Below are 13,165 nucleotides of genomic sequence, written 5' to 3' on the forward strand. Positions count from 1 at the left end.
CGCCGAGGGGAATGTACAGGCATCTGCCTTCCCTCCAAGAGGTGGCGGGAGGGCTGCTTATGGCTTGGCGTCGACCGGGCGATGGTCAAAGCTGATCACGCGCGCGAGACGCCATTTGCCGTCCTGAAGCCGCCACATGCTGATGAATTGCGCCAGCGTGCTGGTCGCTGCGCCGCGCTCATCGAACCGATGCGCCCCGACTTGCATCGCGCCATATCCGGCGATGGGGTAGAGGCGTAGCGTCCCTGGAACCACCGTCCGCGTGACCCCGTGCTTGCCTGGGCACGAGGTGGTGAGCCTTCGGGTGTTCTCGCGCACCTGCTCGCCCACCGATAGGCCATCCTTGTCGTGAAAGAACTCGACATCGTCCGCAAAGATCGCGTTAGCCTTGGCGGCGTCGCAAGTCACGAACGAGGCGTCGAACAAGGCCTTGTCCAGGCTGGCCAATTCTTCGTAGAGCGGGCCTGAGCGTAACCCATCGCCGGCCTGCGGAACGGTCTGCGCCCGCAGTTCACCGCCGGCGGCCAGAAGTACGATCGACGCGAGCGCCAAGCCGAGACGACGATGGGCCGAGGACATCATGAACAGCTCCCCTGTTATCGAAAATTCCGCTGACGAGGTGCCGGTGATCCTAAACCGACGCACCAACGCCGCGCCCTAGTTTCCGGCCGGTTTCGCCACCGGCGGCGGGCTCTCGAAACTGCCGGCTGGACCCGGGAACACCGTGGGGCTTTCCCAGCCGTCGGGGCTGATCGCCGAGACGCCGAAGAAGAAGTCGTCGATCACCACATCCTTGAGCGTGGCGGTTGTGGCCGGACCGGCGACCCAGCGGTTCAGGCGCCATTGCGGGTCGGTCGTCACCCGCCACCAGACGCGATGGCCGGCCGCGCCCGGCGTCGCCGTCCACGAGACCTTGGTGTCGGGGCTGACCGCGCCCTCGATCTTGACGCCCGAGGGCGGCGGCGGGGCGGAGGCGAGGCTGGCCATAGCCACCACATTCAGCCGGGTGACCTGGGACAGATAGGCGAAATCCACGCCCTCGATCACATCACCATAGGCCTTGCCCCCTTCGGTGCGCAGGTTCTGGTGCTGGCGGTCATAGTTTTCGGCGGCTTCGGTGACCCGCACGGCCGGATAGCCTGCCTCGAGCAGGGGCACCTGGTCACCGCCGCGGCCATAGCGGTCGGTGCGATAGACCATGACCACGTCGAAATTGTTCAGATAGCGATCGGCCAGCCCGTCGAGATAGCGCGCCAGATTGCGCGAGGGGCTGTCGACCTCGCCGCCATTGTAGCGGCGGCTATTGGCCTGCTCCGGCGTCTCGACGGCCTTGGTGCCCTCCGAGAACACCCGCACCTGGGTGTTGTTCATCACCCCGCTCTGGCCGCGGCTGTTGCCGATGATGTCGTTGTTGAGATCGGCCTCGATCTTCCAGCCCTTGGCGCGGGCGTGATTGGCCAGGATCTTGCCGCCCAGCAGTCCCTGCTCCTCGCCCGACAGGACGGCGAAGACCAGGGTGGCCGGGAACCTGTGCTTGGACAGCACGCGCGCGGCCTCGATAACCGCGGCCACGCCCGAGGCATCGTCATTGGCCCCGGGAGCGTCGCTGGTGAAATCCATCACGTCGCTGACGCGGCTGTCGATATGGCCGGCAATCAGGATCACCCGGTCGGGGTCGCTGGTGCCCTTCTGGATCGCCAGGACATTGACCACCTCGGTCGGATTGGGCACGCGCCGGCCGGTGACGACATCCGAGGGAGTCTCGATGGTCAGGCAGCCGCCGCAGTCCTTGCTGATGGCCTCGAAGCGCTTCTGCGTCCAGCGGCGCGCCGCCCCGATGCCCCGGGTTTCGGACTTGGTCTCCGACAGGGTGTGACGGGTTCCGAACCCGACCAGCGAGCGGATCGTGCTTTCCAGCGCCTTGGCATCCACATCGGCCGCCAGGGTCCGCAGCAGGGGCTGGTCCGTCGACGGGGCTGCAGCCTCAGCGGCCTGGGTGGGCGAAGCCAGCAGCAGGCTTGATGCCGTCAGGGCGGTGGCGAGGACGAGGGGCAGGCGCATGGCGACTCCGGAAATGCGAGGCCGCGACGTTGCCTGCCCAAAGCGCGCGCCGCAAGCCGCGTCAGTGGCCGGCGAGCCCGCCGATCAAGCCCTTGCAGAAAGCTCCCCAGGCCGGATTCAGATAGGCGGTGACAATGATGACATGCCCCGAAATCGCCAGGGCCAGGCCCAGGACATAGCCCGGCAGCAGCCGGCGGCGCGTCACCAGGTCATAGAAGCCAATGCTCAGCATCAGGGCGGCCGTGCAGCCATAGAGGATCAGATAGTTGGTCCAGAACGGCGACCCCAGCGCCGGGCCCAGCACCGGACCCCAGATGGGGCCGACCCAGCGCGCGAAACCGGCGTCGACGAGGGTCAGGGTGGACAGCAGGATCAGCCGCTTGTGCAGGGCGGCCTGCTTGCGGCACAGCAGCGCCGCCACGATCAGGATCGCGAAGCTGACCAGGCCGCCGAGCTGAATGGCCAGGAAGGCCGGATCGCTGGCCGGCGTCCCAAAGCGCGCCGTCTGGGTGGTGAAGGCCGCCATCGGGCCCACCAGCAGCATTACCGGCACGAAGCCCAGACTGGCCACGCCCAGCTTGCGGTGCAGGTCCGAGCGCCCCTTGCGGATCAGCGCCACCTGGGTGGTCAGCAGCACCATCCAGGCGACATAGACCGCAGCGTGGACGTGGACGATCAGCGGGAAGGACAGTTGGCCCAGCTTGGCCCTGTGCATCATGTCGCCGCCAAACCCCATGACGAGGCCGACCCAGTAGATCGCCAGGCTGAGCGGGAAGAACCAGGCGTCCCAGGGATGCCTGGGCTTGAAGTTCGGGCTGGCGGCCGGCGGCGTATCGCTCGCGGCAAAACTCGTCATCATCTCCCCCCCGGGAAAAGCCTACCGGCTAAAGCAGGGGTGAAGACTGCCGTAAATCAGGGGCAAAGCAAACGCCGAATAACGGCGTTAGCTTCGCGTCCCTTCGATGGATGGCTTAGTCGCCCCAGGCTTCGGACCGGATCCGCTTCAGGGTCTGGATGGTGGCAAAGCAGGCCTCGGCCGCTTCACGCCCCTTGTTCTCCGCATTGTCCCGACTGCGCACCAGAGCCTGCTCGTCGGTATAGGTGGTCAGCACACCAAAGGTGATCGGCGTCTCGGTCGACAGGCTTGCCGTCATCAGGCCCAGACTGGTCCCCAGGCTGATAAACTCGAAGTGCGCCGTGTCGCCCTTGATCACGCATCCCAGACAGACCACGCCCTCAAAGCGCTCCGTTCGCACCAGGGTCTGGGCGATCAGAGGCAGTTCAAAGGCGCCGGGCGCATCAATGATGTCCTTGGCCGCCACCGGCGCACCGCGCTCCTGCAGCAGGTCTAATGCGCCCTTGAGCAGGCCGCCGGTGACCTCGGGATTGAACTGGCTGACGACGATCGCGATACGCGGTGCAAGTGGGGCATGGGTCATGAGAGGCTCTCTGCGGATCAGGACGCGCGGGCCAGGCTGTGGCCAAGCTTGTCGCGCTTGGTGTCGAGATAGGCGGCATTGTGGGGATTGGCGGGGATGGCCAGCGGGAGCTCCCGGCTGACCGTAATGCCGCTGGCCCGCAGGCCCGCGGCCTTGCGCGGATTATTGCTGAGCAGGTTCACGCGCTCCACAGCCATGGCCCGGAGCATCTGGGCGGCCACGCTGTAGTCCCTCAGGTCGTCGGCATAGCCGAGGGCATGATTGGCCTGGACCGTGTCGAGCCCTTCATCCTGCAAGGCATAGGCACGGATCTTGTTGGCCAGACCCAGGCCCCGTCCCTCGTGGCCGCGAAGATAGAGCACGCAGCCATTGCCGCTTTCGCTGATCTGCCTGAGGCTTTCCTGAAGTTGGGCTCCGCAGTCGCAGCGCCGCGACCCGAGAGCATCCCCGGTCAGGCACTCCGAATGGACCCGCACCAGGGGCGTGCCGGTCAGGGGGCCGGCAATCATGGCCAGGTGCTCGACACCATCGACCCGATTGCGGAAGGCCCGCACCTCGAAGGTCCCGCCATGCTCGGACGGCAATCGGGCCGAGGCCACCTCTTCGACCTGGAGCTCCGTCGCCCTGCGATGGGCCACCAGTTCGGCAATGGTCAGAAGCGGAAGGTCATGGTCCCGACAGAAGACTTCCAGGTCCGGCATCCGGGCCATGGTGCCGTCATCCTTCATGATCTCACAGATGACGCCCGCGGGTCGAAGACCGGCCAGGCGCATCAGGTCGACCGAGGCCTCGGTATGGCCCTCGCGCTCCAGCACACCGCCCGGCCGGGCCCGCAGAGGAAAGATGTGGCCCGGCGAGACCAGGTCCTGCGCACCTGCATCCGGTGCAACGGCAGCCGAAATAGTCCGCGCACGATCGAAAGCCGAAATGCCGGTATCGACGCCTTCGGCAGCTTCTATCGAGACCGTAAAGGCGGTCTGCCGGCTGGTTCGGTTATCGCTCACCATCGGGGGCAGACCGAGCCGGTCGACCGCCTCAGGCTCAAGGGTCAGACAGATCAGCCCGCTCGCCTTTCGCGCCATGAAGGCGATGGCTGCGGCATCGGCGAACTCGGCCGCCATGACCAGATCGCCCTCGTTCTCGCGATCCTCGTCATCGACGAGGACGATCATGCCGCCCTGCTTCAGACGGTCGAGGGCTTCAGATAGGCGTGACATAGCTGCTCCACATATTTGGCCAGCACGTCGACCTCGACATTGATCGGATCTCCGATCATGGCGTGCTGAAGGTTGGTATGGGCCCAGGTGTGCGGGATCAGGGTCAGGCCGATCTGGAACCGGCCGTCAGCATCACAGGCTGCGACACTGTTGAGGGTCAGGCTAATGCCGTTCAGGGCAATCGAGCCCTTCTCGACACAGAAGCGGTGCAGGACCGCAGGAAGGCTCAGCCCGATCCTCCAGGATCCGCCATCGTCGATCACCTGATCGAGCCGGGCCTGGCCATCGACATGGCCCTGGACCAGATGGCCCGAAAGGCGGGTGGCCAGGGTCACGGCCCGCTCGAGATTGACAGCAGCCCCCGCCTCCGCCCGCTCCAGATTGGTACGAGCCAGGGTTTCCGGGCTGACGAAGAAGTCCGCCACGCCGCGAGCATCATGCCGCACGACCGTCAGACAGACCCCGTTGACGGCGACGCTTTCCCCCAGTTCCAGGTCCGGAAAGCCGGTCCCGAGGGTCAGGCGCAAGGCCCCGTCCCCTTCCGGCGCGACAGCCTCGACCCGGCCGACCTGCTCAATGATTCCTGAAAACATCAGTGCTCCTTCAGGCCCGGAACGGAATGCGGGTCAGAATGTCGACCTGGTCAGCCTGCCCCGGCCCGGAGGCCTGGCGGATCACGACCTGCTCGTCCCAGAGCCCAGACTCCAGGAAGTGCGCCATCAGGGTCGGCCCGCACTCGACCAGGACCTCCAGCACGCCCTCGGCGGCGAGGCCTTCGAGAAGCATCGGAATGTCATCGTGCAGGCTGGGCTCAAAGCCCCTGGCCCGTGACGCGTGCAGATAGGCGTCAGGCGTACGGCGGCGTCGGTCCAGAATGGCCAGCCGGCGCGGCCCGTGGCGCGGATCCGCCACCCGTCGCACCGTAAACAGGGGGCTGTCCGCCAGAACGGTCCCCGAACCGGTAATGATGGCGTCGGCCCGCCGCCGGAGGCCATGGGCCAGGGTCAGGGACTTTTGGGACGTGAAGGTCTTCAAACCCGTGGGGGGGATCATCCCGCCATCCACTGTCAGGGCCTGTTTCAGGGTCAGCCAGGGCCGGCCCCGGGTTGACCAGCAGGCAAAAGGCGCAATCAGGCGCTGGGCCCTGGCGTGCAGATACGCAGCCTCAGGACGGTCAAGACTGGCGAGGTCCATGACCCGGCGTCCCTCGGCCGCCAGGCGCGCCGCGCCGCCACCGGCAACCGCCGGATTGGGATCGCGTGCCCCGATCCAGATGGCTTTGGCTGGGCTCGCCAGAACGGAGTCGACACAGGGCGGTGTCCGACCGTGGTGATTGCAGGGCTCCAGGGTAACCAGGATTGTATGGATGCGGTCAAAGGTCCCGGCCTCGCGGCAGGCAGCCAGGGCGGCGGCCTCGGCATGGTCGCCGCCGGCCTTCTCGTGGGCACCGACAGCGAGAACATTGCCCTTGGCATCCAGCACCACGCAGCCCACGGGTGGATTGGGGGCCGTCGCTCCGGCAAAGACCTCGGCGATCGTCAGGGCAAGGTGAAACCCCTGCAGCACAAAATGGATCGGAGGCTCGGTCTCGGGCGTCATGCCGAAGCTCTAGGGCCGCCAGTCAGCCGCCTTCAAGCGTTCAGTCTTTTTCGAAACTGTAACATGTTAGAGTCCATGAGAATGACCTTCGGGCCTTTTGGCTCTAGGACCATCGCCATGCAGTCCTGTCTTCCGGTTTGCCCATGAAGGGCCCACTCAACAGTGTCGATCCTTCCGGCGACTGGGCTCAAGGCCTTCAGAAGGCTCGGCTCTATGAGCTTATTCTGATGGACATCATCCTGGGTGAGCTGCCGCCCATGCAGGTGCTGGAGGAAAAGACCCTGGCCGCACGCTATGCGGGGGGCGTCTCAGGTGTCCGCGACGCGCTCGGTCGCCTGGCGATCGAGGGCCTCATTCTGCGCCGCCCGCGGGTCGGCACGATCGTCGCCCCCATGGACATCACGGAGATCGAGCAGGCTTTCGAGGTCCGGCGCATGCTGGAAGGTCGTACCGCGGCCCTGGCCGCCCGCAATCACCGCCCTGAAGACCTGCCGGCCATTACCGGGGCTTTCGATGGTGCCGAGGCGGCGATTGCCGCCAGTGACTTCCGGGCCATGCTGGCCATGGACCACAGATTCCACCGGGCCGTCGCCTTTGCGACCCACAACGCCACCCTGGCCCGCTTCGTGATCGCCCTGCAGAACACCGCGACCCGCTACTGGATCTGGCAGATGGAAAAGCAGTCGCCGGAAGACCAGATGCGGGACGTCACCCTGCATCGCACCCTGGCCGAGGCCATCGCCCTGCGCGACCCTGCCGCCGCAGAAGCCGCCTGCGCTTTGCTGATCGGCGACTCGCCGAGCGCCCAGCGCGCCTGAACGCGCCGGGCCACGGTTCAGTAGGCGATCGAGAACCGCATCGTCGCGACCAGGGCATTGTCGATGTCGCGATCACCGGCCGGCCGGATGATGTATTGCAGGTCCGGCTGCACGGTCAGACGGCCGAAGGTGTCGGCATAGGTCAGCTCCAGCGCCGTTTCCGTGCGCCCGATATTGCGGCCCGCATCGACGCCGTTGGCGCGCTCACGACCGGTGATAAAGCCCTGGTTCATGCCCGCCGAAAACTGGCTGTCCGGCCGCGAGGCAAAGGGTTGCTCGACCAGGATGCCGGCCTGCCAGCCGCCCTCGAAGACCGAGGTCGTGCCGTCCGACAGCCCCGCCCGCAGGAAGGCCGTGGTCCGACCGGGTGCCTCGGCTTCACCGAAGATCCGGCGCTCAGCCAGCAGATAGACGCCGCCGGCGGTCTGGCGCTCAGGATCCCCGGCAGCCGTGACCAGGCGGATATCATCCTGCTTTTGACTATAGCGCCAGGTGCCGAGCGCCAGCTTGCCCTCGCCGACCCAGCCGATTTCACCGATCATCAGGACGCCGTTGTCGAACTCGGTGTCGATGCCGCCGGGATCCCCCAGCACCCCGGCCTGGGCGTTCAGCACGGCCGCCTGGGCATAGCCGCCGTTGGCCAGGGTCCAGCGGGCGCGCACGGCCAGGGCCGTGGACGGGAAGATCGACGGTCCATTGGGTCCGGTGGCGGCCAGTTCCGAGCCAATGCCAAAGGCCGGGCCGAGCAGGAGACCGGCGCTGTCATTGGCGTAGAATTCGCTGTTGACGTCATAGAGCCCGGCCAGGACCGCGCCCTTGCCGTCGGCGAATTCATGCTCGACCCACAGCTCGAACAGTCGCGCCCTTTGCTGGCCGACCTCGATATTGTCGACGCCCTGCAGGGAGCCGACATCCTCATTGGGCATGCCGCCGGTATTGTTCAGCAGGGAGACATGGGCCTTGGTGTTCGACCATCCGGCCGCCGCACCGAGGTCCAGGTCGGCACTGAGCAGGAGGTTGTCGAGCACCCGCCCGCGGCGGGCCAGGCCTCCGTCCAGCACCCCGACCACGTCGGCGGTGTATTCCAGGCTGTAGGTCAGAGGGCCATCCGCCGCATAGGCCGGGGCGGTCATCGACACCGCAGCAGCGGCAGTCATCAGCAGGCCAGCCGCCGTGCGGCCGATACCGGTCCTTGTCATTGTCGTCACCCCTGGATCCTGGATGGATCTCTGTGTCAGACGACTATGACAGAGAAGGGCTTACAGGCGGTTAAGTCACTGATTTATTAGCTATTAACCAACTTCTTGGGCATCAGGCGGCCCGTCTGCCAGCGTCGCCCTGGCCCTGGAACTTGAAGCCCGAAACCTGGCGTTCGAGGTCGAGCGCTTCGGTGCGCAGGGAATGGGTCGCTGCCGTTGTCTGCTCAACCATGGCTGCGTTCTGCTGGGTCACCTGGTCCATGTGGTTCACGGCCGTATTCACCTGGCGCAGGCCGACAGCCTGTTCCTCGGACGAGCGGGCAATGCCGTCGACCAGGCCGTGGACACGGATGACCTCGCTGACGATGCGACCAAGGGTCTCACCCGTCTGTCCGACCAGATCCACGCCCGACGCCACCTGGCTGCCGGACTCGGAGATCAGGGTCTTGATCTCCTTGGCGGCATCGGCGCTGCGTTGGGCCAGGGCGCGAACTTCCTGGGCCACGACCGCAAAACCACGACCGCTTTCGCCGGCGCGGGCGGCCTCGACCCCGGCGTTCAGGGCCAGAAGATTGGTTTGGAAGGCGATCTCGTCGATCACCCCGATGATCTGGCTGATCTTGGCCGAGGACTGCTGGATCTGGCCCATGGCGGCCACAGTGCGGGCCACGACGGCGCTCGACTGCTCGGCCTCTTTCTTGGCCTGGGCGACCACCGAAGCGGCCTCGCGGGCTCCCTCGGTGGCGCGGCCGACCGTGGCGGCGATCTCGTCGAGGGCGGCAGCGGTCTCTTCCAGGCTGGCAGCCTGCTGCTCGGTGCGGCGCGACAGATCGTCGGCGGCCGAGGCGATTTCTTCGGAGCCGGCGCGCATCGACATGCCGGTGCGGGCGATGGCCCCCATGGTCTGGGTCAGCCGGCTGAGGGCGTTGTTGAAATCGGCTCTCAGCTCTTCATAGGCTGGCGGGAAGGGCTGGGTGATCGGGCTGGCCAGATCGCCCTCGGCCAGACGGCCCAGACCTGCGGCCAGTTGCTCCATGACGGCGCGACGCTCGGCGTCGGCAGCCGTGCGCTCGCGCTCGGCCTGGCGGCGCTCGGTCTCGGTAGCACTACGAGCAGATTCCTGCTCGAGGCGCGCCTGACGCCGCTCCAGGGCAGCCTCGCGGAACACCATGATCGAGCGGGCCATGGCCCCCAGTTCGTCCTGACGCTTCCCGAACGGCGGCTCGCGCTCATAGTCGCCTTCCGCCAGCCTGCCCATGTAATCGCCGATGAGCGACAGCGGGCGCAGCAGGCGGGCCCGGGTCAAAAAGACCACAACAACGCCCATCACCACCCCGCCCAGGGCCATCAGGCTGGTCACGACGATGCCGAGGATCTGCTGGTCGCGCAGCTTCTTCTCGATAGCGAAGTCGCGGGCTTCCTGATCCTTTTCGATGGTGGCCATCGCGACCTGCGCCGCATCCATCTTGCGGGCCAGGGTGCTGCTGGCCTCATCGAAGGGACCCATCAGGGCGTTGCCGGCCGCCGTGCCCGTGTCGACATAGGCTTGGGCCATGGCCTTGCCATTGGAGTAGAAGGCCGGAAAGGCCGCCTCGACCTCGTCCAGAGCGGTGTTCAGACCCGGCGCATTCAGTTCCTTGGCCAGGACATGGGCCCGGGCGATATCGGTCTTGAAGGCCTCGCTATTGGCCTGGGCTTCGGCCCAGCCGTCATCGAGACCGTCCTGGCCGCGGGTGGCCGAGACATCGGTCAGGAACTGCTGGACCTGCACGATTTCGAGCTGGATCTGCTTGGCCAGGACCGCCAGTTCGAGGATCCGGGAATTGCTGTTTTCGTCCCGCGCGCTTTCCGCGGCGCGGGCGCTGCGCTGGGCTTCCATCGAGACCGCCCCGCTGACTGCGGCGGCGATACAGAACAGACTCAGTCCGGCGATCAGAAAGGTGATGAACCGCTCAAGCTTGCGCGATGATATCGATTGCGGGGCCTGAGAATCGGACATGGGACCTCCCGAGCGATCATGGATCAATCGACTCTTGGTCAATCCATTGGGCTGACAGCCTTTAATGGATCGCTAAGCTTGGTCTGCAACCGCTTCTCAAAATGGGTAATGGCGACAAATTGTCTCAGGCCATTCTGGGCTCGAGAGCCCTCTCCCGGTAGCCACCGGAAGAGGACTTCGAGACCTTGGCTACTGCAGCACGGCCTTGCCGATGCTCAGGGTGCCGGCCTGGACGCCGACAGCAATGACCCCGCCGTCTTCCAGTTCGCCGGCCAGCAACAGCCGGGCGATCGGGTCGACCAGATCCTTCTGGATCACGCGCTTCAGCGGACGGGCTCCATAGACCGGGTCATAGCCCTTCTCACCCAGCCACAGTAGCGCCTCGGCATCGATGGCCAGGGTCATGCGGCGGTCGGCCAGCAGCTTTTCCACCCTCTGCAGCTGGATACGGACGATGTCGGCCATGTTGGCCCGGCCCAGCCGCTTGAACAGGATGATCTCGTCGATCCGGTTGAGGAACTCGGGCCGGAAGTGACCGCGCACCACGTTCATCACCTGCGGCCGCACCGCGTCGACATCTTCCCCGTCCTCCTGATTGGCCAGGTACTCGGAGCCGAGATTGCTGGTCATGATGATCAGGGTATTGCGGAAGTCGACCGTGCGGCCCTGACCGTCAGTCAAGCGGCCATCGTCCAGCACCTGCAGCAGCACGTTGAAGACGTCGGGGTGCGCCTTCTCGACCTCGTCGAACAGCACGACCTGATAGGGCCGCCGACGCACGGCCTCGGTCAGGGCACCGCCCTCATCATAACCGACATAGCCGGGAGGAGCCCCGATCAGCCGGCTGACCGAGTGCTTTTCCATGTACTCGCTCATGTCCATCCGGGTGATGGCGTGTTCATCGGCGAACATGAACTCGGCCAGGGCCTTGGTCAGCTCGGTCTTGCCGACGCCCGTCGGGCCCAGGAACAGGAAACTGCCGATCGGGCGCGAGGGATCCTGCAGACCGGCCCGCGCGCGGCGCACCGCGTCGGAGACGGCTTCCAGGGCCTCGTCCTGGCCGACCACGCGGGCGCGCAGGGCCAGTTCCATCTGCAGCAGCTTTTCGCGCTCGCCTTCCAGCATCTTCTCGACCGGCACTCCGGTCCAGCGGCTGACCACGGCGGCGATCTGCTCGGCATCCACGACCTCGGGGGTCAGGGACTTCTGGGCCGCGCCATCGACGGACTCGGCCTGGGCCAGGCGGGCTTCCAGGGCCGGGATCTCGCCATACTGGATCTGGCCGGCGCGGGCGAAGTCGCCGGCGCGCTGGGCTGTCGCCAGGTCGGCGCGCAGACGGTCGAGGGCTTCACGGGCCTGGGCCGCGCCACCGACCTTGTCCTTTTCCGCCTTCCAGCGGGCAGTCATCTCGTCAGACTGGCCCTGCAGATCGTCGATCTCGTCTTCCAGCTTTTCCAGACGCTGTCTGGAGGCCGGGTCGGTCTCCTTGGAAAGGGCCTCACGCTCGATCTTCAGCTGCACCAAGCGGCGGTCGATCTCGTCCAGCTCTTCGGGCTTGGAGTCGATCGCCATCCGCACACGGCTGGAGGCCTCGTCGATCAGGTCGATGGCCTTGTCGGGCAGGAAGCGGTCGGCGATGTAGCGGTTGCTGAGGGTGGCGGCCGCGACGATGGCCGAGTCCGAAATGCGCACCCCGTGGTGGACCTCGTACTTCTCCTTCAGGCCGCGCAGGATCGAGACGGTGTCTTCCACCGTCGGCTCGCTGACGAAGACCGGCTGGAAGCGGCGAGCCAGGGCCGCGTCCTTCTCGACATGCTTGCGGTACTCCTCAAGCGTGGTGGCCCCCACGCAGTGCAGCTCGCCGCGCGCCAGGGCGGGCTTCAAAAGGTTGGAGGCATCCATCGCCCCCTCGCTCTTTCCGGCCCCCACGAGCGTGTGCATCTCGTCGATGAACAGGATGATCGAGCCCTCGGCGGCCGTGACCTCGTTGAGGACAGCCTTCAGGCGCTCCTCGAACTCGCCCCGGTACTTTGCGCCGGCGATCAGGCTGCCCATGTCAAGCGACAGCAGCTTCTTGTCCTTCAGGCTTTCCGGCACATCGCCATTGATGATGCGCAGGGCCAGGCCCTCGACGATCGCGGTCTTGCCCACGCCCGGTTCGCCGATCAGGACGGGGTTGTTCTTGGTGCGGCGGCTCAGCACCTGGATCGTGCGACGGATCTCCTCGTCGCGACCGATCACCGGATCCAGCTTGCCGTCGCGGGCGGCGGCGGTCAGGTCGCGGGCATAGCGCTTGAGGGCCTCATAGCCTTCCTCGGCATTGGCACTGTCGGCGGTGCGGCCCTTGCGAATGGCATTGGCGGCATCTTCCAGGGCCTTGGGCGAGGCCCCGGCGTCCTTCAGGACCTTGGCCGCTTCAGCGCCTTCCTTGGCGATGGCGATCAGCAGGCGCTCGGTGGTGACAAAGGCGTCGCCGGCCGCTTTCGCGCCCTTCTCGGCCTCGGCAAAGACCCGGGCGGTGTCCGGCTTCATGTAGAGCTGGCCGCCGGCCCCGTCGACACGGGCGGTCTTGGCCAGCAGGGCCTCGGTGGCGGCATCGACCGCCTCGGGGCGGCCGCCGGCGCTCTGGATCAGGGCCCGGCTCAGGCCGTCCTTTTCCTCGAGCAGGACCTTGAGCAGGTGTTCAGGCGCAAACTGCTGGTGGCCACGGGCCAGGGCCAGGCTCTGGCCGGACTGGACGGCCTGTTTGGCGCGGTCGGAATAGAGGTCGATATTCATGATGTCCCCTTCTTAGGCGGATCGGGGTGCGTCGCCTTGATCAAGCACAACGCCT

The 13,165-nt window shown here is 66.3% G+C and carries 11 protein-coding genes; 1 reads left to right on the plus strand and 10 read right to left on the minus strand.

What is annotated here, in order from left to right; all coding sequences use genetic code 11:
• Positions 1–57: 57 nt before the first annotated feature.
• The 7 genes from ACW17U_RS13345 to ribD form a co-directional block, all read right to left on the minus strand.
• Entirely contained in the window at positions 58–579 is a 522-nt protein-coding gene (locus ACW17U_RS13345; RefSeq protein WP_492055736.1) for a nuclear transport factor 2 family protein, read from the minus strand.
• A 78-nt stretch (positions 580–657) separates the two neighbouring features.
• Positions 658–2,061: a M20/M25/M40 family metallo-hydrolase gene (locus tag ACW17U_RS13350; RefSeq protein WP_492053045.1), complete on the minus strand. Its 1,404-nt coding sequence runs from the start codon at positions 2,059–2,061 to the stop codon at positions 658–660.
• A 61-nt stretch (positions 2,062–2,122) separates the two neighbouring features.
• Complete coding sequence (locus ACW17U_RS13355; protein WP_492053046.1) at positions 2,123–2,917, minus strand: hypothetical protein; 795 nt, start codon at positions 2,915–2,917, stop codon at positions 2,123–2,125.
• Positions 2,918–3,032: 115 nt separating this feature from the next.
• Entirely contained in the window at positions 3,033–3,500 is a 468-nt protein-coding gene (ribH, locus tag ACW17U_RS13360; RefSeq protein ID WP_492053048.1) for a 6,7-dimethyl-8-ribityllumazine synthase, read from the minus strand.
• 17 nt (positions 3,501–3,517) lie between these two features.
• Positions 3,518–4,717, minus strand: a complete 1,200-nt coding sequence (gene ribB / locus ACW17U_RS13365; RefSeq protein ID WP_492053050.1) for a 3,4-dihydroxy-2-butanone-4-phosphate synthase — start codon at positions 4,715–4,717, stop codon at positions 3,518–3,520.
• Positions 4,684–5,310: a riboflavin synthase gene (locus ACW17U_RS13370; protein ID WP_492053052.1), complete on the minus strand. Its 627-nt coding sequence runs from the start codon at positions 5,308–5,310 to the stop codon at positions 4,684–4,686. Before ACW17U_RS13370 ends, ribB begins: the two co-directional genes overlap by 34 nt.
• Positions 5,311–5,320: 10 nt before the next feature.
• Positions 5,321–6,316 (minus strand): bifunctional diaminohydroxyphosphoribosylaminopyrimidine deaminase/5-amino-6-(5-phosphoribosylamino)uracil reductase RibD, encoded by a 996-nt coding sequence (gene ribD, locus ACW17U_RS13375; protein ID WP_492053054.1) that lies wholly within the window; start codon positions 6,314–6,316, stop codon positions 5,321–5,323.
• A 143-nt stretch (positions 6,317–6,459) separates the two neighbouring features.
• Here ribD and ACW17U_RS13380 point away from each other — a divergent pair, with 143 nt between their 5' ends.
• Positions 6,460–7,134, plus strand: a complete 675-nt coding sequence (locus ACW17U_RS13380) for a GntR family transcriptional regulator (protein WP_492053055.1) — start codon at positions 6,460–6,462, stop codon at positions 7,132–7,134.
• Positions 7,135–7,151: 17 nt separating this feature from the next.
• Here the strand turns inward: ACW17U_RS13380 and ACW17U_RS13385 are convergent, their stop codons facing one another.
• From ACW17U_RS13385 to clpB, 3 genes are all read right to left on the minus strand, one after another.
• The gene (locus ACW17U_RS13385; protein WP_492055737.1) at positions 7,152–8,333 is read right to left on the minus strand and encodes a carbohydrate porin; all 1,182 of its coding nucleotides are present in this window, start codon (positions 8,331–8,333) and stop codon (positions 7,152–7,154) included.
• 112 nt (positions 8,334–8,445) lie between these two features.
• The gene (locus ACW17U_RS13390; protein WP_492053057.1) at positions 8,446–10,332 is read right to left on the minus strand and encodes a methyl-accepting chemotaxis protein; all 1,887 of its coding nucleotides are present in this window, start codon (positions 10,330–10,332) and stop codon (positions 8,446–8,448) included.
• A 189-nt stretch (positions 10,333–10,521) separates the two neighbouring features.
• On the minus strand, positions 10,522–13,110 hold the full coding sequence (clpB, locus tag ACW17U_RS13395) for an ATP-dependent chaperone ClpB (protein WP_492053058.1): 2,589 nt from the start codon (positions 13,108–13,110) through the stop codon (positions 10,522–10,524).
• Between the last annotated feature and the right edge of the window lie 55 nt (positions 13,111–13,165).

The organism is Caulobacter sp. AVps16, assembly GCF_058681455.1.

Coding starts and splice junctions, on each gene's coding strand:
- ACW17U_RS13345 (WP_492055736.1), bottom strand. CDS start 579: ATGTCCTCGGCCCATCGTCGTCTCGGCTTGGCGCTCGCGTCGATCGTA.
- ACW17U_RS13350 (WP_492053045.1), bottom strand. CDS start 2,061: ATGCGCCTGCCCCTCGTCCTCGCCACCGCCCTGACGGCATCAAGCCTG.
- ACW17U_RS13355 (WP_492053046.1), bottom strand. CDS start 2,917: ATGACGAGTTTTGCCGCGAGCGATACGCCGCCGGCCGCCAGCCCGAAC.
- ribH (WP_492053048.1), bottom strand. CDS start 3,500: ATGACCCATGCCCCACTTGCACCGCGTATCGCGATCGTCGTCAGCCAG.
- ribB (WP_492053050.1), bottom strand. CDS start 4,717: ATGTCACGCCTATCTGAAGCCCTCGACCGTCTGAAGCAGGGCGGCATG.
- ACW17U_RS13370 (WP_492053052.1), bottom strand. CDS start 5,310: ATGTTTTCAGGAATCATTGAGCAGGTCGGCCGGGTCGAGGCTGTCGCG.
- ribD (WP_492053054.1), bottom strand. CDS start 6,316: ATGACGCCCGAGACCGAGCCTCCGATCCATTTTGTGCTGCAGGGGTTT.
- ACW17U_RS13380 (WP_492053055.1), top strand. CDS start 6,460: ATGAAGGGCCCACTCAACAGTGTCGATCCTTCCGGCGACTGGGCTCAA.
- ACW17U_RS13385 (WP_492055737.1), bottom strand. CDS start 8,333: ATGACAAGGACCGGTATCGGCCGCACGGCGGCTGGCCTGCTGATGACT.
- ACW17U_RS13390 (WP_492053057.1), bottom strand. CDS start 10,332: ATGTCCGATTCTCAGGCCCCGCAATCGATATCATCGCGCAAGCTTGAG.
- clpB (WP_492053058.1), bottom strand. CDS start 13,110: ATGAATATCGACCTCTATTCCGACCGCGCCAAACAGGCCGTCCAGTCC.